Source organism: Pseudomonas ogarae (assembly GCF_014268695.2).
Taxonomy (GTDB): domain Bacteria; phylum Pseudomonadota; class Gammaproteobacteria; order Pseudomonadales; family Pseudomonadaceae; genus Aquipseudomonas; species Aquipseudomonas kilonensis.
This window is the reverse complement of the sequence record NZ_CP077086.1, coordinates 2,655,038-2,673,161: the sequence shown is the minus strand read 5'-3', so window position 1 is coordinate 2,673,161 and position 18,124 is coordinate 2,655,038. Positions and strand designations below refer to the sequence as shown.

The following is an 18,124-nucleotide window of genomic DNA, read 5'->3' as shown; positions in this document are numbered from 1 at the left end:
ATCACAAGGAGAGCATTACCGATGCTCAAATAAATTACCGAGCTGTTTCGCAAGAACAGACGAGGCATGAGTTAGGTCCCGTCTTCTCATCAACTTACCGTGTGTCACGTCAAGCTCGACGCCTTTACAAACCCAGACTCCAGTCGTTCTTCGCTGGGATCAACCCGTTGCAGACATTCTTTAATGCTCTTCCGGGCGGAAGATCAATCTGAAGACGTGTTCGATTATCTAACTATAAAAACAAAAGCAGAGATCATCATGACCACTCATTTGAACTGCAACACGCTTAATACTTCCATCGCATTGTTGCTGCTTTGCGGAGCGGCCAACAGTCATGCACAAGAAGCCTTCAGTCCTGAGTCCCCTTGGATGTTGGGAGACTGGGGCGGCCTACGCACAGAATTGCTGGAAAAAGGTTATACCTTTAATGTGCTCTACACGGGCGACGCCGCGACGAATCTGGCCGGTGGCTACGACTCGCACACCACGGCGCGGTATACCGACCAACTTGCACTGATGAGCAATTTTGACCTTGAGAAAATACTCGGTTGGGAAGGCGCTGATTTTCAATTCACGATATCGGATCGTAACGGGCGCAATCTCACCAATGATGTCATCACCGATCCTCGGGTGGGCGGCATCAGTCAGGTTCAAGAGGTATACGGGCGCGGCCAGACCTGGCGGCTTACGCAACTCTGGTATCGTCAGAAGTTCTTTGACGGCGGGCTGGATATCAAACTGGGTCGCATGAACTTTGGCGAGGACTTCGGCAGCTTTCCCTGCAAATTCCAGAACTTGGCATTCTGCGGCGCGCAGCCGGGTAACTGGGCCGGCGATATCATTTATAACTGGCCAATCACTCAATGGGCGGGCCGCATAAAGGTCGCGTTGAGCGATAACACTTATGCGCAGATCGGTGCGTACGAGCAGAACCCTTCCTACCTGGAAATAGGTAACGGCTTCAAACTCAGCGGCAGCGGCAATGAGGGTACCTTGGTACCTGTCGAGCTGGTCCATACCACGTCGCTGGGAGCCGGACGGCTGCCAGGGGAATATCGCGTAGGGGCGTATTACAGCAGCCGTGACGCGAACGACGTCAACACAGAAGAAAACGGCATAGCAAAATCCCGCGACAGCAAACATGGCGCATGGATTGCCGGGCAACAACAAGTCTGGAAAGATCCGGACTTCGCCGCTCGCGGGCTGACGGTGTTTGCCTATGCTACCGTGCATGACAAAGCCACCAATATGATCGATCGTTATGCGCAAGTAGGCGCTTACTACACGGCCCCCTTCAAATCTCGCCCGAATGACGAAATCGGCGTCGCCATCGCCAGTCTCCATGTGAATAACCGCTTCACAGATCATCAGCAACAACTGAATGACCGGGCGGGTGTCAGCGATTATGACGACCCCCGCTACACACCGACACAAAGCTCAGAAACCAACATGGAAATTTACTATGGCTTTGGCGTGACCAAGTGGCTGACCGTGCGCCCCAACCTGCAATTTGTAGGCAATCCTGGCGGAGTCAGCGAGGTCAGGGATGCGTGGGTGGCCGGTTTGAAATTCGAGACCAGCCTGTAAGGGGGTTCTCCCAATGCACTTTATTTTCGTACAAACATGGGAGAGCACGACAATGACATTTTGTGCCCTGCAGAATCGAGTTCAATCGTTCGCGAAGTGCTTCGCTGCCCTGGTTGCTAAATTGTCGAGTCACTCGTTCTCGTACTTGGAGCAGTTTCCTGAAGCCGTCCTGTTATCCGATCGTCCGGCAGCAAAAGACGAGGTATGACAACCGAAACACGGCGTCGTGGGTTGGGCGCGCCTTGGAACGCTGCAAAATGATCCCAACCAAACTCAGAAATATGTACCTGACAAACGTCTCATCACTTGATAGGAGTACTTTCATGTCTTGGTCCAAACCTGCTTACACCGACCTGCGTATCGGTTTTGAAGTCACCATGTACTTCGCAAACCGTTAAGTTTGTACCTGATGGACAGCGCCTCGGCCTGCCGAGGCGTTTTATTTTCGGTTCCAGAATGATGGAGCAACCATGTTCGTCCAGATACTAGGTTCTGCCGCCGGTGGCGGTTTCCCCCAGTGGAACTGCAACTGCGCCAATTGCGCAGGTTTTCGCAACGGTAGCCTGCGGGCCCAGGCGCGTACCCAGTCGTCCATCGCCCTGTCCGATGACGGTGTGAACTGGGTGCTGTGCAACGCCTCTCCGGACATTCGCGCCCAGCTCCAGGCGTTTGCCCCGATGCAGCCGGGCCGGGCCCTGCGCGACACCGGCATTGGCGCGATCATCCTGATGGACAGCCAGATCGACCACATCACCGGTCTGCTCAGCCTGCGCGAAGGTTGCCCGCATCAAGTCTGGTGCACCGACATGGTCCATGAAGACCTGAGCACGGGCTTTCCGCTGTTCAACATGCTGACCCACTGGAACGGCGGGTTGAGTTGGAATCGCATTGAACTCGACCAGAGCTTCACCATCGCCGCCTGCCCGAACCTGCGCTTCACCCCACTGCCCCTGCGCAGCGCCGCACCACCCTATTCACCGCATCGCTTCGACCCGCACCCGGGCGACAACATCGGGTTGATCGTCGAAGACCTGCGCACGAGTGGCAAGCTGTTCTATGCCCCGGGCCTGGGCAAGGTCGACGAGTCGTTGTTGGAGATCATGGCCGGCAGCGATTGTCTGCTGGTGGACGGTACGATGTGGGACGACGATGAAATGCAGCGCCGTGGCGTCGGCACCCGAACTGGCCGGGAAATGGGCCACCTGGCCCAGAATGGCCCTGGCGGCATGCTTGAAGTACTGGAGCGGCTGCCAGAGCAGCGCAAGGTCCTTATTCATATCAACAACACCAACCCGATCCTGGACGAGGATTCACCCGAGCGGGCCGAGTTGGTGCGACGCAATGTCGAAGTCGCTTACGACGGCATGAGCATCGAACTGTAGGAGCGCCCGAAATGACTGACACGCCATTGACCACCGCAGAATTTGAAGCAGCCTTGCGCGCCAAGGGCTCCTTCTACCATATCCATCACCCGTACCACGTGGCGATGTATGAAGGCCGTGCCACTCGCGAGCAGATCCAGGGCTGGGTCGCGAACCGCTTCTATTACCAAGTGAACATCCCGCTCAAGGATGCCGCGATCCTGGCCAACTGCCCGGACCGGGAGATCCGCCGCGAGTGGATCCAGCGCCTGCTCGACCATGACGGCGCGCCCGGCGAAGACGGCGGCATCGAAGCCTGGCTGCGGCTGGGCCAGGCGGTGGGCCTGGACCCCGACCAGTTGCGTTCCCAGGAGTTGGTGCTGCCGGGCGTGCGCTTCGCCGTAGACGCCTACGTCAATTTCGCCCGCCGGGCCAGTTGGCAGGAAGCGGCCAGCAGCTCGTTGACCGAACTGTTCGCTCCGCAGATCCATCAATCGCGCCTGGATAGTTGGCCGCAGCATTACCCGTGGATCGACCCGACCGGCTACGAATATTTCCGCACCCGCTTAGGCCAGGCTCGGCGCGACGTGGAGCATGGCTTGGCGATCACCTTGCAGCACTACACCACCCGCGCAGGGCAGGAACGCATGCTGGAGATTCTCCAGTTCAAACTGGACATCCTCTGGAGCATGCTCGACGCCATGAGCATGGCCTATGAATTGAACCGCCCGCCCTACCACAGCGTGACCGGGCAACGGGTGTGGCACAAAGGGATCACCTTATGAGTTTCGACCGCAGCAAAACCCCGCGCTGGCGCCCCGGCTATCGCTTCCAGTACGAACCGGCCCAGAAAGGTCACGTGCTGCTCTATCCTGAAGGCATGATCAAGCTGAATGACAGCGCTGCGCTGATCGGTGGCCTGATCGATGGTGAACGGGATGTCGCGGCCATCATCGGCGAGTTGGCGAAGCAGTTTCCCGACGTGCCGGAACTCGGTGACGACATCGAGCAATTCATGGAGGTCGCCCGTGCACAGCACTGGATCGAACTTGCCTGAGAACACGGGTCTGCCGCCCAAGCCTGAAGTCGGCTTGCCGCTGTGGTTGCTGGCGGAGCTGACCTATCGTTGCCCGCTGCAATGCCCGTACTGCTCCAACCCGCTGGACTTTGCCGAGCAAGGCAAGGAGCTGAGCACCGAACAATGGTTCAAGGTCTTTCGCGAAGCCCGCGAGATGGGCGCCGCGCAGCTGGGCTTTTCCGGCGGCGAGCCGTTGGTGCGCCAGGACCTGGCCGAGTTGATCGGCGAGGCACGCCGGCTGGGTTTCTATACCAACCTGATCACCTCCGGCATCGGCTTGACCGAGCAGAAAATCAGCGACTTCAAGAAGGCCGGCCTGGACCATATCCAGATCAGTTTCCAGGCCAGCGACGAGCAGGTGAACAACCTCCTGGCCGGTTCGAAGAAAGCCTTCGCGCAAAAACTGGAAATGGCCCGGGCGGTAAAGGCCCACGGTTATCCGATGGTGCTGAACTTCGTGACCCATCGGCACAACATCGACAAGATCGATCGCATCATCGAGCTGTGCATCGCCCTGGAAGCCGACTTCGTCGAGCTCGCCACGTGCCAGTTCTATGGCTGGGCGCAGCTCAACCGCGTCGGCCTGCTGCCCACCCGGGAGCAACTGGTACGCGCCGAGCGTGTCACCAACGAATACCGCGCCAAGCTGGAAGCGCAAGGCAATCCGTGCAAGCTGATCTTCGTCACGCCGGACTACTACGAAGAACGCCCCAAGGGCTGCATGAACGGCTGGGGCAGCATTTTCCTCACCGTCACGCCGGACGGCACGGCATTGCCCTGTCACGGTGCCCGCCAGCTGCCGGTGCAATTTCCCAACGTGCGCGACCACAGCATGCAGCACATCTGGTACGACTCGTTCGGCTTCAACCGCTTCCGCGGCTATGACTGGATGCCCGAACCGTGCCGATCCTGCGATGAAAAAGAAAAGGACTTCGGCGGCTGCCGCTGCCAGGCATTCATGCTCACAGGCGACGCCAGCAACGCCGACCCGGTGTGCAGCAAGTCCGAACATCACGGCGTGATTCTCAAGGCTCGCGAAGACGCCGAGCACGCCACGCAAACCATCGAACAATTGGCCTTTCGCAATGAACGAAACTCGCGCCTCATCGTTAAGGGCTGATCGTCTCAGCGACAGAAATGACTGACTGATCGACGATCGATTCGAACGGTAACGTCCGACACGCAGCAAATACCACGTGCGACACCTGAGGGATTCAAGTTCTCGGCGTCGCAGATAGCGCATCATTGGTGAATAAAGCTCAGCACTGCATCAATAGCTCACAGGCTAATCAATTAAAAAATAGCCTGTAGAATATCCCCATACCGACAACAAAATCATTCCAGATATCGAGTAGGCATCTTAGTCCTTGCCGTCCTCGATCATCTTGCGTCATCTGCACGCTCCCAAGCCAATGCGTTATTAGGCTGAAACAGCTTATTTAAACCTTCCCTATTTGACGGTTCAGAACAAGCTTATAGCTATTCTTGGACCCCCAAAAAATTCAGGACATTTATGAACCTTGCAAAACTAACAGCTTCCATCATTTTAATCACCGGCCTGGCTGGCTGTGCAACTGAACTTCCGACACTTAAGGATGGCGAATCCATTGTCAACCTTCACGAGCAGGTCGGTGATGAAATGCTGGCCAGACGCCTGGATACGCAACGCGCAGAGAACCTGACTTATTTCAAAGTATCGCCAGGGGCGCATACGATGGAAGTTGGGGTAGTTACCAAGGGCTACCAGGAAAGCCAACACCGCTGTGTTGCCACCCTGTCCTATGACAATTTTTTACCGAATGAACGTTACACCTTGATGGAAAGTAGTGCGGGGAAAGAGGTAAAAATTGAACTTATGGACAGTAAAGGTAACACCTTGGCTCAAACTGACAAGATGCCCTGCTTGTAATTAACCGCCGTGTAAATGACAGCGCGGCGTCACCACTCAGCACGTAATATTATGATAGTGTCATTCACTGCTAATACAAAACGCCCGGCCTATCGCCGGGCGTTTTTGTTTAGTCGTCGTCCTCAGAGTTTGTGCACGCCCCGCTCGTCCCATCCGCCACCCAGTGCACGATACAGGTTCACTTCAGCCTGCAACTGCGCAAGGCGATCGTTGATCAGCCTTTGTTGGTTGCTAAATAGCGAGCGCTGCGCGTCCAAAAAGGTCAGGTTGCTGTCCACGCCGATTCGATAACGACGCTCGGCAAGCCGATAGTAATCCTGGCTGGCGTTGACGAGGTCACTCTGTGCCTGCAACTGATCGACGTAGGTTTTACGTGCGGTCAATCCGTCGGAGACTTCCTGGAAGGCGGTCTGGATAGCTTTCTCGTAGTTGGCCACGCCAATATCTTTCTGAATCTCCGAGTAATTCAGGCTGGCGCGTAACGCGCCTGCGTTGAAAATCGGCAAGCTGATGGTAGGGGTAAACGTCCAGCTGCCTGAGCCGCTCTTGAACAACCCATCCAGATTCGCGCTCGAGGTGCCGGCATTTGCCGTAAGGCTGATGCTGGGGAAAAATGCCGCCCGCGCCGCGCCGATGTTGGCGTTAGCGGCCAAAAGCGAATGCTCGGCGGCAAGGATATCGGGGCGACGGGCGAGTAAATCACTGGGCAGACCGGCCGGTACGTTGGCGAGCAGATCGCCATACAAGGACTGCGGCTCCGGTAAATCGGCGGGCAGTCCTGTGCCAAGAAGAAGCACCAACGCATTCTCGTCTTCGGCTACTCGGCGCTGGTAGTTTGCCAGGCTCGCCCGCGCACCTTGCACCGAGGTACGCGCCTGTGCGAGATCAAGCGCCGAAGCCACACCCACCTGATTGCTCCGAGCGGTCAGACGCAAGCTCTCTTCATAGGCGCCCAATGTATTCTCGGTGAGCTTGAGCAATTCACGGTCAGCTTGCCAGGTGAGGTAGGCATTGGCCACGCTCGAAACGATGCTGATCTGGGTCGAGCGTCGGGCCTGGGCGGTAGACAGATAAGTTTCCAGTGCCTGCTGGCTGAGACTGGCGATGCGACCAAACAGATCTAACTCGTACGAACTGATTCCCAGGTTGACGTCATATTGGCTGGAAATACTGGCCTGACCGGACTGCGTCTGAGCGCTCGGCAGTCGCTGCCGTGTTCCGCTGGCGTTGGCGCCAATCGCCGGAAACAGGTCAGCTCTCTGGATTCGGTACTGCGCCCGGTACGCCTCAACGTTCAGTGCCGCGACCTTCAGGTCACGATTATTGATCAAGGCGGTCTGGATCAATCGCTGCAATGCCGGATCGTGGAAAAACTCGCGCCACCCCTGCTCCACAGCGGCCTGGTCGGCAGCGTTGGTTGCCTGATAGGCAGGACCCTGCGGATATTGCGCCGCAACTGGAGCCTGCGGTCGCTGATACTCAGGGATCAGTGAGCAACCAGTCAGAACAGCGGCGCTGATCGCGAGACCGATTAAAGAGCGAGTCATTGGCCTGCCTCCTCACGCATAGCAGTTTCGTCCTGCTTCTTGCGGCTGCCTTTAAACAAGGTTGAAACGGAAACGAAGAACAGGGGAACCCAAAAAATCGCCAGAACGGTGGCCGTTATCATGCCGCCGATCACCCCCGTGCCGATGGCGTGTTGACTGCCAGAGCCGGCTCCGCTGGAAATGGTCAGAGGCAGCACGCCGAGAATGAATGCCAAGGACGTCATCACGATCGGACGCAGACGCATACGACAAGCCTCGACCGTCGCTTCCAGCAACGGTGTACCTTTTTCATTCAATTCCTTGGCAAACTCGACGATCAGGATCGCATTCTTCGCCGCCAACCCCACCGTCACCAACAGACCCACTTGGAAGAACACGTCGTTGGACAGCCCCCGCAATGCCGTGGCCATTAGCGCGCCGATTACCCCAAGAGGCACGACCAAGATGACCGCAATCGGGATCGACCAGCTTTCATAGAGTGCCGCCAGACATAGAAACACGACGAGAATCGACAGCGCATACAGAGCCGGCGCTTGTGACCCTGAAAGACGCTCTTCATAGGACAACCCGGTAAAAGAGATGCCTACGCCGGGCGGCAGTTGTTCTGCAATTCGCTCGACCTCCGCCATCGCCTGGCCAGAGCTGTAACCCGGGGCGGGAGTCCCGAGAATTTGCTCGGCAGGAACGCCGTTGTAGCGCGACAGTTTTGGTGAGCCGAAGATCCACTCGGCACTCGCAAATGCCGAGAACGGGACCATCTGACCCTGGTTGTTACGCACGAACCATTTACTCAGATCCTCTGCGGTGCTGCGCGAGTCAGGCTGGCCCTGTACGTACACCCGCTTAACTCGGCCGCGATCAACGAAATCGTTCACATAACTACTGCCGTATGCCACTGACAGCGTGGTGTTGATATCGGCCAGAGAAATACCCATCGCCCGCGCGCGCTCGTCGTCGATGGTCAGGTGGTACTGTGGCTCGTCGGCCAAGCCGTTTGGGCGAACACCGGCGAGGACCGGGCTCTGGGCAGCCAGCTCAAGAAACTTGCCGCGCGCTTCCATGAGTTTTTGATGGCCCACGCTATCCTGGTCCTGCAGGTAGAAATCGAAGCCGGTGGCGTTACCCAACTCCAGTACCGATGGCGGAACCACCGCATATACCAGGGCGTCTCGGTACTTTAGGAACTCTTGCTGGGCACGCTGGGCAATTTTGAACACAGTATTGTCACTGTCTCGTTCATCCCATGGCTTCAGGTTGACGAACGCGATCCCTGAATTCTGCCCGCGGCCCGCAAAGTTGAAGCCGTTAACAGTGAACACTGTAGCAACGGCTTTACCTTCTCCGTGCTCTTTGTCCAGCAGGTATTGAGTCATGCGATCAAGCACTTTTTGCGTGCTCTCAGCCGAGCTGTTGGCCGGCGTCTGCACCTGCGTGAAAATCAAACCCTGGTCTTCATCGGGCAGGAACGAGGTCGGTATCCGGGCGAACATCCAGATCGTGCCGGCGACGATTACCAGGTAAACCATAAAGCCCGGCACCCTATGCCGGATGATCTGGCCTACGCCCTGCTCATATCCGTTGACGCAGGCATCGAACCGTCTGTTGAACCATCCAAAGAAACCGCGCTTGGGCTGACCGTGTTTTGTCGGATCGATTGGCTTGAGCAGCGTGGCGCAAAGCGCCGGGGTGAATACCAAAGCAACAAATACCGAAAGCGCCATGGCCGATACGATAGTGATCGAGAACTGCCGGTAGATCACGCCAGTGGAGCCACCAAAGAAAGCCATGGGCAACAGCACCGCCGAAAGCACCAAGGCAATACCCACAAGCGCTCCCTGGATCTGCCCCATCGATTTGCGCGTGGCCTCCCTGGGTGACAGGTGCTCCTCCGCCATCACCCGTTCGACGTTTTCAACCACCACAATCGCATCGTCGACGAGTAATCCAATCGCCAGGATCATGCCGAACATGGTCAAGGTATTGATAGAGAAGCCGGCCGCGGCAAGGACGCCGAAGGTACCTAACAACACAACGGGCACTGTCAAAGTCGTAATGATGGTGGCGCGCAGATTTTGCAAAAACAGCAGCATGACCAGAAAGACCAGAACCACCGCCTCGCCCAGTGTATGCATCACTCCGCTGATGGATTCGGTGACCACCGGCGTCGTGTCATACGGGTACACCGCTTCAATTCCGGCCGGGAAGAATGGTTTCAGTCGGTCGACCGTGGCGCGAATCGCCTTGGCGGTATCAAGGGCGTTGGCGCCTGTGGCCAAGCGGATGGCGATACCCGAGGCAGGCTTGCCATTGGCTTGGGCGTTGATGCTGTAGTTTTCACCGCCCAAACTGATATCAGCCACATCACTCAGGCGCACCTGGGAGCCGTCGCTATTGACCTTAAGCAAAATGTCACCAAATTGCTCGGAGGTCTGCAGTCGCGTCTTGCCGATGATAGTTGCGGTAAACACCGTACCTTTGCGCGCAGGAAGACCACCGATCGTGCCCGAAGCTACCTGTACGTTCTGCGCCTCAATCGCCTCGGTCACGTCGACTGGTGTCAACTGGAACTGGTTCAGTTTGGCCGGGTCCAGCCAGACTCGCATGGCGTATTGCGTGCCCCAAATCTGAAAGTCACCGACACCTGAAGTCCTCGAAATCGGGTCCTGGATGTTTGAGACGATGTAGTTGGATAGATCCTCCTTGGTGTGTTTTCCATCGGTGGAAACCAGACCGATGAACATCATGAAATTCTGTTGGAATTTTGTGACGCGAAGGCCTTGCTGCTGCACTTCACGCGGCAACAGTGGCGTGGCCAGGTTCAGCTTGTTCTGCACCTGAACCTGGGCAATATCCGGGTTGGTACCCTGGTTGAAGGTCACGATGATTCGCATGCTGCCATCGGCATTACTCTCCGAAGAGATGTAGCGCAGATTGTCGATGCCGTTCATCTGCTGCTCGATTACTTGCACAACGGTATCTTGCACTGTCTGCGCGGAAGCACCGGGGTAAGAAACCTGAATCGCGACAGCGGGTGGTGCGATGTCAGGATATTGATTGATCGGCAAATTGAGGATCGACAATGCCCCAACGAGCATGATGATCAGCGCAAGCACCCACGCGAAGATCGGTCTATCAATAAAATACTTCGACATCATCTACTCCGACTTAGCTCTGGTGTTTACCGCTACAGGGGCTCTGTTCGCCTCATCTGTCATCGCTTCCTGAGCGACCACGGAGCTCCCCGGCTTAATGAACTGAAGCCCTTCGACGATGATTTTGTCTCCGGCGCTCAAACCGCTTTCCACCAGCACATTCGCACCGACGGTGCGGCCAACCTTGAGCTGGCGTTGCTCGACTTTGTTATCGGCGGTAACGACCATGGCGGTCGGGGTGGCCTTGAGATCCCGGGTCACACCAATCTGTGGAGCAAGAATGGCCTGCTCGGCGACCCCCTCCTGCAACCGCGCATGCACAAAAATCCCGGGCAGCAGCAAGTGATCGGGGTTGGGGAACACGGCGCGCAGGGTGACCGAGCCGGTTGCTTCGTCGACCGAGACTTCTGAAAACTCCAGCGAACCCTGCAGCGGGTACTGGCTACCGTCCTGAAGTGTCAGGCTGACTTTCGCAGCCTTATCAGCAGTTTTCTGCAACTGCCCGCTTTCAAGAGCCCGACGCAGTTTGAGCACCTCGCCATAAGGCTGAGTGACATCGACATAAATGGGGTCGAGTTGCTGGATAATCGCAAGAGGGGCTGCTTGACCATTAGAAACTAGCGCACCTTCGGTCACAGCCGAACGTCCAATTCGCCCGCTGATGGGCGCGAACATTTTGGTATATCTCAGATTGATCTGGGCGCCCTTGACTTGTGCCTCTGCCTGCATCTGCTGAGATCGAGCAGTGTCATACTCCTGCTTGCTCACCGCCTGCTCATCGATCAGTTGCCGATACCGGGTGGTCAGCGAACGAGATTGCTCCAAACTGGCCTGCGCACTGGCGAGCGTCACCTCGTAAGTTGATGGATCGATCTGATAAAGCTGCTGACCAGCCTTGATATCTGCGCCTTCCTTGAACAAGCGTTTCAGGACGATGCCATCCACCTGCGGCCGAACCTCAGCAAGGCGGTAGGCACTGGTACGCCCGGGCAGGTCGTTGAACAAGGTCACCGCCTGAGGTTTCAGGGTCACCACACTGACTTGAGGGGCTTGCGCCGGGGTAGCAGCAGCCTGCTCCTTGTTGCATCCACTGAGCATCGTGGCAAAAGCAATGGCGGTCACCAAGGCAGGAAAGATAGGCTTGAATGGCATAAAGTCCTCGAACATCGCGCTGAAAAATGCGCGCATGAGTTTGCAAACTGCCGCAGCACAGGCTGAAACAGCGGCTGACGGCAATGGGGAGAAAGAGTTCGGCAAGTACGCGCAAGAGGCGCGGTGCGAAGATCAAGCTTATTGACCGGGTTAATAAACCCGATGAGCCAATGCGCTGCGCATTGGATTGTTATGTAGGCATGCTAACAATCGAGGGGCCTGAGGATTAGCCCGACTTTACTGAAATCACCAATGAGTGATATTCAGCAATAAAATGGTTTCAGAATTTTGCAGATTACTCTAAATGCTCTATATCCAGTGATTAACGGAGGACAGTATTTCGATTAGTGAGTTTTTATCAGCTTTGGCCTCTAATGCGTGCGGCGCATCGGCGAGGCTCATATCCCGCAGGACCTTCCAACTCAAGTCCTCTACGACTCTGCCATGGATAACTCACGGGAAAATCTGGGCTCAAGCTGACAAGTTTCGTGGATCGTTGACGTCCGCAACTTCAGACTTCCACCCGCTCGCCCATTCAGGAAGGCCTGCATCTCCCCAAGCACCGCCATCGCTACACTTTCCGGGGTGTCCCCACCCAAATCCAAACCCATTGGATAGTGCAATCGGTCCAGCGCAGGCAGGCTGTTTGTCTGTCGCGTTATTTCATCAAGCAGACGCTCGGTCCGATCACGCGGCCCGAGCTGACCGATGTAACGGGGATTACCTTGTAACGCGCCTTTCAACCAATGCGCATCCTGGCTCAGGCTATGGGACATTACCGCCACACACGCCCCCTCCACGAACTTTCGAAATTCGAAAGGCCCGCCTATATCGGCGCTCAACACCCGATCCGCTTCGGGAAAACGTTCCGGACGGGCAAAATGTGGGCGACTATCAACAACGGTGACATGCCACCCCAAGATTTTTGCGATCCGTACCAACGGCTGCGCATCATGGCCCGCCCCAAAGATCATCAGACGCGGTGGTGGCGCGACGTATTCTAGAAAAACCTCTACCTCTGCGTAGCCTTCGGTATAGCGTTGCCGCGTAGATTTTTGCTGGTCCAATGTGAGACGCAGATCAGCGGTAATTCGCTCGTTCAGTGCAGGATGGTAGAGTCCCCCGAAGGGCGCTGCGCCAGATTCCAGGAACACACGGTCTCCAACATCTGCACGGCTATTGCGTGAGCCCGCTATTACCGTTGCGATCGCCACGGGTCTCTGGTTGTTTCTTACTTTGCGTAACGCATCAAGCACAGCGCATTGCTTTGTAGCGGGTATTCGCTCAAACAACACATACACCTTGCCGTTGCAGCCCAGCCCGAAACCAAGGGACTCTTCACCGCCCTCTTCGTCTGTGGCCTCGGCCGTGCTGTAGCTACGAATCACAGGGCCCGACTCACTTAGCCACCAAGCCTTTCGCACCACATCAGCCTCCAGACAGCCACCACTGATAGTGCCCTCCGGACGTCCATATTGTGAAACGAGCATGCGCGCCCCCGGACGGCGATACGCCGAACCCTCGACTTTCACAACGGTGGCGAGTACAGACTCTCGACCCTCGTTCTGCTCGGCCTGGATGGCATCGAGCAATGCGTTCAAACTGGACATATCAGATATCTCTCCCAAAGCGAATCCGGCGAAGTCGCTGTCGATCGCCAACTATCCAAGCGGGCGCAACTCTCTGATCAAGTCGATCAGCAAACGTAGCGTGATCGGCACCTGCCGGTAGCTTGAGTAATAGATATGGAAGCCTGGACCGACACTGACCCAATCCTCCAAAACCACTTGTAACGTTCCTTCTGCTATAAGCGGCGCGACAATGGGTTCGGCACAATAAGTCAGCCCGGCGCCCTGGGTGACCATGGCGAGCATCATCCGCGTCTCATCCAGCACGACATTACCGGACACTGGGATCTCTAATTTTTCACCCTCTTTCTCAAACTCCCAGTTGTACATCCGGCCGTTGCCTAGCCGAAACCTTAAACAACTGTGCTGTTTCAAATCCTCGGGGTGCAGCGGCATGCCACATCGGTCGAGGTAATCGGGGGTTCCTACCACGACCCATCGAACAGGGGGGGAAAGGCTTTGGGCAATCATGCCTTCAGGTACGGTAGCGCCATACCTGATCCCAGCGTCGAAGCCTCCTTCAACAATGTCCACCATACTGTTGGTGGTTGAGACTTCCACTTCGATATCGGGATAGCGATGAGCAAATGTCGATAAAACGGGTGCCAACAAAAGGAGCGCCGCGTCACTGAAAACATTCAGCCGTATACGACCAGTGGGCTCATCACGGAACTTATTCAACAACTCAATGGCCTGGTCGATTTTGTCGACAGGTTCGCTTATCAATGCCAGCAGCTCCTCACCGGCTGCCGTCAGGGTGACGCTGCGGGTCGTGCGATTGAGCAAACGAACCCCCAATCTCGCTTCCAGCCCCTTGATCGCATGACTCAGCGCAGATGCACTTATCCCTACTTCAACACCCGCACGACTGAAGCTGGAATGGCGGGCGACAGCTAAAAAGTAGATAAAATCGCCAAAGTTGGCACGAGTCAGCTGCATGAGTTCTCTGCCATTGGTGTGAAACGTATGAACGAAAGGACCTCTCCCGCCCCCTGCGCCACAGACAGTTTTTGCCGGCGTGGTTCTGACTGTTTTGGGGTATCACTCATCAACCAAGGTGATCGTTACTTCAAGGGACCCAGGACGCGCGAGTATTCCCAGGCCGGAATCAATCCTGCCGAGTTTGATAAGGTCGCTCGAATACTTGAACCCTTTATGAAAAATGGCGAGATTTCCCCAAGGCGCATAGAAGGCAATGTCACCCGCCGAAGGCGTGAACCCAGCTGGCGCGCCCTGTGTCGATAATGGCTCGGGCAGTACGCTGATCTTCTCGGTCGAGGCGTAGTCGTCCAGTGTCAGTTTCATCGGCAGCTGTTTAACGAAATCTATGGAGGAATCGTTGTTGTCGAGCGTTGCCGTAACCGGACCGCCTGAAACATCGATGCGTATTTTCATAGTTGCTCCACTTTGCTCCGATGGGCTGCGGGGCACGCCCTACCCCCGACCCGAATTGATCTGACAGCCAAATTACTTTCCCGCCAGAAGGTATCAGCTGACAGAAAAACTGAAATACCTCGCAGCGATTGAAGTCATGAATGAGATTTATCAATCGTCCTTACACACGCAGTGCATTCATAACCAGCGTGAAGGCCCGCGACGGCTGCCTGCGACTTGGGTAATACAGATGGTACCCCGGGAAGGGAGCACACCAATCTTCCAGCACCCGAACCAGGCGGCCATTTTCCAGATGCGGTGCGAATTCTTCTTCAGGAAGATAGGCGATGCCCAGGCCGGCCAAGGCTGCATCCACCATGCTGGGAGAGGTGTTGAAAACGAGCTGGCCATCCACTCGTACATTTAACGGTTGGCCACGACGCTCAAACTCCCAAACGTATAGCCCCCCTGCTGTTTGCATACGCTGATTGATACAACTGTGCTTTAGCAGGTCTCGTGGATTTTTGGGCGTTGGATGCCTTTCGAAATACGTCGGGGAAGCCGCAGCGGCCATGCGCAGTTGAGGACCGATGGGTACCGCAACCATATCCTTGTCGATGGTATCGCCCATACGCACGCCTGCATCGAAACGGTCGGCGACGATGTCTCGAAAACCATAATTGATATCGAACTCTATCTTGATATCCGGATAATCGAGCAAAAGCGGCGTGAGCTTGGGAAGCAAATGTGCTCGAAGAATGTGCTCACCACAGGTGATGCGCACGGTGCCGGCGGGTTTATCGCGCATCTCGGTCAGTTCGTCGAGTTCTGCCTCGATTTCGTCAAAGCGATGACCAATGGCTTTTAGTAAACGCTCGCCCGCTGCCGTAGGCGATACGCTACGGGTGGTTCGTGTAAGCAAGCGAATCTCCAGCCTGGCCTCTAACCCGCTCATTGCCTGGCTGAGGGCAGATTGAGTCACGCCCAGTACGGAAGCTGCCCGCGTGAAGCTGCCTTCACGGGCAATCGTTACGAACGATAAGAGATCATTGAGGTTACGTCTGACCATCGCCCAAGTCTCTCATAAATCATTAATTAGCAGGCCTTATAGCCCCTTTAAGGACTGATTAGCTAGTGGCGCCGAAGGGGGCCGGTTACATTAACAACCTCTTTTTAACCAACCCTTCGTTGTATTCAGCGCGAGCGATCGCCATGGCGCTTGGGACGAGAGGCGCGAAGTGACCCGAGGGGACGTGCATGGATCGTAGAGACTTTCTCATCAGAGGCGCCGGACTGGGTTCGGCGTTGATCGCAGGCTCACTTCTGGAAGCAACGGCATCCTGGGCAGAGACCCCAACCAATTCCCGAAGGGAGGCTCCCACGTCCAACGCACAACGGGACAACAATGCAAGCGGCAAAGCCCGCGTATTCATTACCGGCTCGGCCGATGGACTGGGCCATGCCACCGCCAAGACCCTCCTTGCCCAAGGCCACGAGGTTGTCGTGCATGTGCGCTCCCCTGCCCGGTTGTCTGCCGTGCAAGAACTGGTGGACCAGGGCGCCATCGCGACAGTCGGCGACTTGGGCGATCTTGAACAGGTTCGCGACCTTGCCCGTCAGGTCAATGCCATCGGCGCGATGGATGCCATTGTTCACAACGCTGGCATCCTCAGCGGGGCGCAACTGCTAGTCGTCAACGTCGTCGCCCCCTATATGCTCACGGCCCTGATTCAGCGCCCCAAGCGTCTGATCTACCTGAGCAGCAGCATGCATAGGGGGGGACGAGCCAGCCTGACGGGATTGGACTGGTCGGGCAGCACCCCCACAGGCAGCTATTCGGACAGCAAACTCTTTGTAACCGCACTCGCAGCAGCCGTTGCGCGGTTGTACCCCGACGTCCTCAGTAATGCGGTCGATCCGGGCTGGGTCCCAACGAAGATGGGAGGTCGCAACGCACCTGACGACCTGCGCCTCGGACACCTGACCCAGGAATGGCTTGCCACCAGCAATGACCCTGAGGCACTCACCAGCGGCGGCTATTGGCACCATCAGCGGCGCGAACAGCCGCATTCCGCGGTCCAAGACTCCCGATTCCAAGACTTGCTGCTGGCTGAACTCACGCACTCCAGTGGCACGAACCTGTCGTGACCACCTCCACGGTAACTACTGCATGAAATTAATCTGGGGTCGTCTTCTCATGGCCGTTGTTGGTATCGCTCTGCTAGGCATCGTTGGCGCCTTCGCCTATTTACAGCAGCCGGTCTTCGGCGAGCTGCCCAGCGGCGAGCGGCTGACGCGCATCGAACATTCGCCCAATCATGCCGACGGAGTGTTCCGCAACCAGATCGACACGCCCATGAAGACCACGGACCAATCCGAGATATCGATGTGGATGCAGACCCTTTTCGGGCAAGAGGGGCAGCCTCGACCGCCAAGCCCGATTCCCGCCGTCAAGACCGACCTCAAAGCACTCGACCCTACACAGGATATAGTCGTTTGGCTGGGCCATTCCTCCTACTTCGTGCAACTGGGCGGACAACGCATCCTGATCGATCCGGTGTTCAGCACTTACGCCGCGCCGATCCCCGGAGTGAACAAGGCATTCGAGGGCACCAGCCTCTACACGGCCGATGACATACCCGAGATCGACGCTTTGTTGATCAGCCACGATCATTACGATCACTTGGACTATCCAACCGTTCAGGCGCTTCAGCCCAAAGTCAGAAAGGTTATCGTGGGGTTGGGTGTAGGCACGCATTTCGAGCGCTGGGGCTACGACATGGGAGTCGTACGTGAAGCCGACTGGAACGAAGTCATCGCGCTGACACCGAACGTCAGAGTCCACGTCACCACAGCTCGACACTACTCTGGACGCACCTTTACCCGCGATCAGTCGCTGTGGGTCGGCTTTGCACTTGTATCTCCTGAGCAGCGGTTGTTTTTCAGTGGCGACTCGGGTTATGGCCCGCACTTTGCCGAGATCGGCCAGCGGCTGGGTCCGTTCGACTATGTCGCCATTGATGCCGGTCAGTACGATCCGCGCTGGGCGAACGTCCACATGAATCCGGAACAGGCCGCGCAGGCAGCCAAGGACCTGCGCGCCCGAGTGCTGATGCAGACGCATGTGGGCCGCTTCTCCATCGCCCCTCACGATTGGGATGATCCGTTCAAGCGCATGCAAGTCGCCAGTCAGGGGCAAACCTTCGCGCTGTGGACGCCCGAAATCGGCCGCACGGTCTACCTTGACGGCCGTGCGCAGTCGTTCACGGCATGGTGGGAAGACGACGCAGCGAAGACTCCGCCTCAGCTCGCGGCTGGAGCCAGGGAGGAGTAAGT

Annotated in this window: 16 protein-coding genes; 9 read left to right on the top strand and 7 right to left on the bottom strand. The window is 56.7% G+C overall.

Annotation, left to right across the window (positions count from 1 at the left end):
* The first annotated feature begins 258 nt into the window (after positions 1 to 258).
* The 7 genes from HU749_RS11900 (at position 259) to HU749_RS11870 (ending at position 5,935) form a co-directional block, all read left to right on the top strand.
* The gene (locus HU749_RS11900) at positions 259 to 1,587 is read left to right on the top strand and encodes a carbohydrate porin (protein ID WP_186652237.1); all 1,329 of its coding nucleotides are present in this window, start codon (positions 259 to 261) and stop codon (positions 1,585 to 1,587) included.
* A 323-nt stretch (positions 1,588 to 1,910) separates the two neighbouring features.
* Positions 1,911 to 1,985, top strand: coding sequence for a pyrroloquinoline quinone precursor peptide PqqA (gene pqqA, locus HU749_RS11895; RefSeq protein WP_020295432.1), 75 nt, complete (start codon positions 1,911 to 1,913; stop codon positions 1,983 to 1,985).
* Positions 1,986 to 2,057: 72 nt separating this feature from the next.
* Positions 2,058 to 2,969, top strand: coding sequence for a pyrroloquinoline quinone biosynthesis protein PqqB (gene pqqB, locus HU749_RS11890; RefSeq protein WP_217870575.1), 912 nt, complete (start codon positions 2,058 to 2,060; stop codon positions 2,967 to 2,969).
* Between the two features lie 11 nt (positions 2,970 to 2,980).
* A complete protein-coding gene (gene pqqC / locus HU749_RS11885; protein ID WP_217870573.1) occupies positions 2,981 to 3,733 on the top strand; it encodes a pyrroloquinoline-quinone synthase PqqC in 753 nt (250 codons plus the stop codon).
* Positions 3,730 to 4,005: a pyrroloquinoline quinone biosynthesis peptide chaperone PqqD gene (pqqD, locus tag HU749_RS11880; RefSeq protein WP_014340539.1), complete on the top strand. Its 276-nt coding sequence runs from the start codon at positions 3,730 to 3,732 to the stop codon at positions 4,003 to 4,005. The genes pqqC and pqqD overlap by 4 nt, the downstream gene beginning before the upstream one ends.
* Positions 3,977 to 5,146 carry a pyrroloquinoline quinone biosynthesis protein PqqE gene (pqqE, locus tag HU749_RS11875; RefSeq protein WP_217870571.1) on the top strand — a complete coding sequence of 390 codons (1,170 nt, stop codon included), beginning with the start codon at positions 3,977 to 3,979 and terminating at the stop codon, positions 5,144 to 5,146. The genes pqqD and pqqE overlap by 29 nt, the downstream gene beginning before the upstream one ends.
* A 393-nt stretch (positions 5,147 to 5,539) precedes the next feature.
* Positions 5,540 to 5,935: a PA0061/PA0062 family lipoprotein gene (locus tag HU749_RS11870; protein ID WP_013692800.1), complete on the top strand. Its 396-nt coding sequence runs from the start codon at positions 5,540 to 5,542 to the stop codon at positions 5,933 to 5,935.
* Positions 5,936 to 6,057: 122 nt separating this feature from the next.
* Here the strand turns inward: HU749_RS11870 and adeC are convergent, their stop codons facing one another.
* The 7 genes from adeC to HU749_RS11835 all read right to left on the bottom strand — a co-directional run bounded on the left by adeC (position 6,058) and on the right by HU749_RS11835 (position 15,857).
* Positions 6,058 to 7,482, bottom strand: coding sequence for an AdeC/AdeK/OprM family multidrug efflux complex outer membrane factor (gene adeC / locus HU749_RS11865; protein ID WP_186650691.1), 1,425 nt, complete (start codon positions 7,480 to 7,482; stop codon positions 6,058 to 6,060).
* Positions 7,479 to 10,634, bottom strand: coding sequence for an efflux RND transporter permease subunit (locus HU749_RS11860; RefSeq protein ID WP_186650689.1), 3,156 nt, complete (start codon positions 10,632 to 10,634; stop codon positions 7,479 to 7,481). Before HU749_RS11860 ends, adeC begins: the two co-directional genes overlap by 4 nt.
* A 3-nt stretch (positions 10,635 to 10,637) precedes the next feature.
* A complete protein-coding gene (locus HU749_RS11855) occupies positions 10,638 to 11,786 on the bottom strand; it encodes an efflux RND transporter periplasmic adaptor subunit (protein ID WP_186650697.1) in 1,149 nt (382 codons plus the stop codon).
* A gap of 431 nt (positions 11,787 to 12,217) precedes the next feature.
* Positions 12,218 to 13,396, bottom strand: a complete 1,179-nt coding sequence (locus tag HU749_RS11850; RefSeq protein ID WP_079302520.1) for an XdhC family protein — start codon at positions 13,394 to 13,396, stop codon at positions 12,218 to 12,220.
* A gap of 51 nt (positions 13,397 to 13,447) precedes the next feature.
* Positions 13,448 to 14,353 (bottom strand): LysR family transcriptional regulator, encoded by a 906-nt coding sequence (locus HU749_RS11845; protein WP_013692795.1) that lies wholly within the window; start codon positions 14,351 to 14,353, stop codon positions 13,448 to 13,450.
* A gap of 102 nt (positions 14,354 to 14,455) precedes the next feature.
* On the bottom strand, positions 14,456 to 14,809 hold the full coding sequence (locus tag HU749_RS11840) for a cyclophilin-like fold protein (protein WP_079302510.1): 354 nt from the start codon (positions 14,807 to 14,809) through the stop codon (positions 14,456 to 14,458).
* Positions 14,810 to 14,969: 160 nt separating this feature from the next.
* On the bottom strand, positions 14,970 to 15,857 hold the full coding sequence (locus HU749_RS11835; RefSeq protein ID WP_013692793.1) for a LysR family transcriptional regulator: 888 nt from the start codon (positions 15,855 to 15,857) through the stop codon (positions 14,970 to 14,972).
* Between the two features lie 188 nt (positions 15,858 to 16,045).
* On the opposite strand from HU749_RS11835, the gene HU749_RS11830 reads away from it, so the two are divergent.
* Both HU749_RS11830 and HU749_RS11825 read left to right on the top strand, forming a co-directional pair.
* Positions 16,046 to 16,936, top strand: coding sequence for an SDR family NAD(P)-dependent oxidoreductase (locus HU749_RS11830; RefSeq protein ID WP_186650687.1), 891 nt, complete (start codon positions 16,046 to 16,048; stop codon positions 16,934 to 16,936).
* A gap of 22 nt (positions 16,937 to 16,958) precedes the next feature.
* Positions 16,959 to 18,122 (top strand): MBL fold metallo-hydrolase, encoded by a 1,164-nt coding sequence (locus HU749_RS11825; protein WP_223473159.1) that lies wholly within the window; start codon positions 16,959 to 16,961, stop codon positions 18,120 to 18,122.
* Positions 18,123 to 18,124 lie beyond the last annotated feature (2 nt).

Coding starts and splice junctions, on each gene's coding strand:
- HU749_RS11900 (WP_186652237.1), top strand. CDS start 259: ATGACCACTCATTTGAACTGCAACACGCTTAATACTTCCATCGCATTG.
- pqqB (WP_217870575.1), top strand. CDS start 2,058: ATGTTCGTCCAGATACTAGGTTCTGCCGCCGGTGGCGGTTTCCCCCAG.
- pqqC (WP_217870573.1), top strand. CDS start 2,981: ATGACTGACACGCCATTGACCACCGCAGAATTTGAAGCAGCCTTGCGC.
- pqqD (WP_014340539.1), top strand. CDS start 3,730: ATGAGTTTCGACCGCAGCAAAACCCCGCGCTGGCGCCCCGGCTATCGC.
- HU749_RS11870 (WP_013692800.1), top strand. CDS start 5,540: ATGAACCTTGCAAAACTAACAGCTTCCATCATTTTAATCACCGGCCTG.
- adeC (WP_186650691.1), bottom strand. CDS start 7,482: ATGACTCGCTCTTTAATCGGTCTCGCGATCAGCGCCGCTGTTCTGACT.
- HU749_RS11860 (WP_186650689.1), bottom strand. CDS start 10,634: ATGTCGAAGTATTTTATTGATAGACCGATCTTCGCGTGGGTGCTTGCG.
- HU749_RS11855 (WP_186650697.1), bottom strand. CDS start 11,786: ATGCCATTCAAGCCTATCTTTCCTGCCTTGGTGACCGCCATTGCTTTT.
- HU749_RS11850 (WP_079302520.1), bottom strand. CDS start 13,396: ATGTCCAGTTTGAACGCATTGCTCGATGCCATCCAGGCCGAGCAGAAC.
- HU749_RS11845 (WP_013692795.1), bottom strand. CDS start 14,353: ATGCAGCTGACTCGTGCCAACTTTGGCGATTTTATCTACTTTTTAGCT.
- HU749_RS11840 (WP_079302510.1), bottom strand. CDS start 14,809: ATGAAAATACGCATCGATGTTTCAGGCGGTCCGGTTACGGCAACGCTC.
- HU749_RS11835 (WP_013692793.1), bottom strand. CDS start 15,857: ATGGTCAGACGTAACCTCAATGATCTCTTATCGTTCGTAACGATTGCC.
- HU749_RS11830 (WP_186650687.1), top strand. CDS start 16,046: ATGGATCGTAGAGACTTTCTCATCAGAGGCGCCGGACTGGGTTCGGCG.
- HU749_RS11825 (WP_223473159.1), top strand. CDS start 16,959: ATGAAATTAATCTGGGGTCGTCTTCTCATGGCCGTTGTTGGTATCGCT.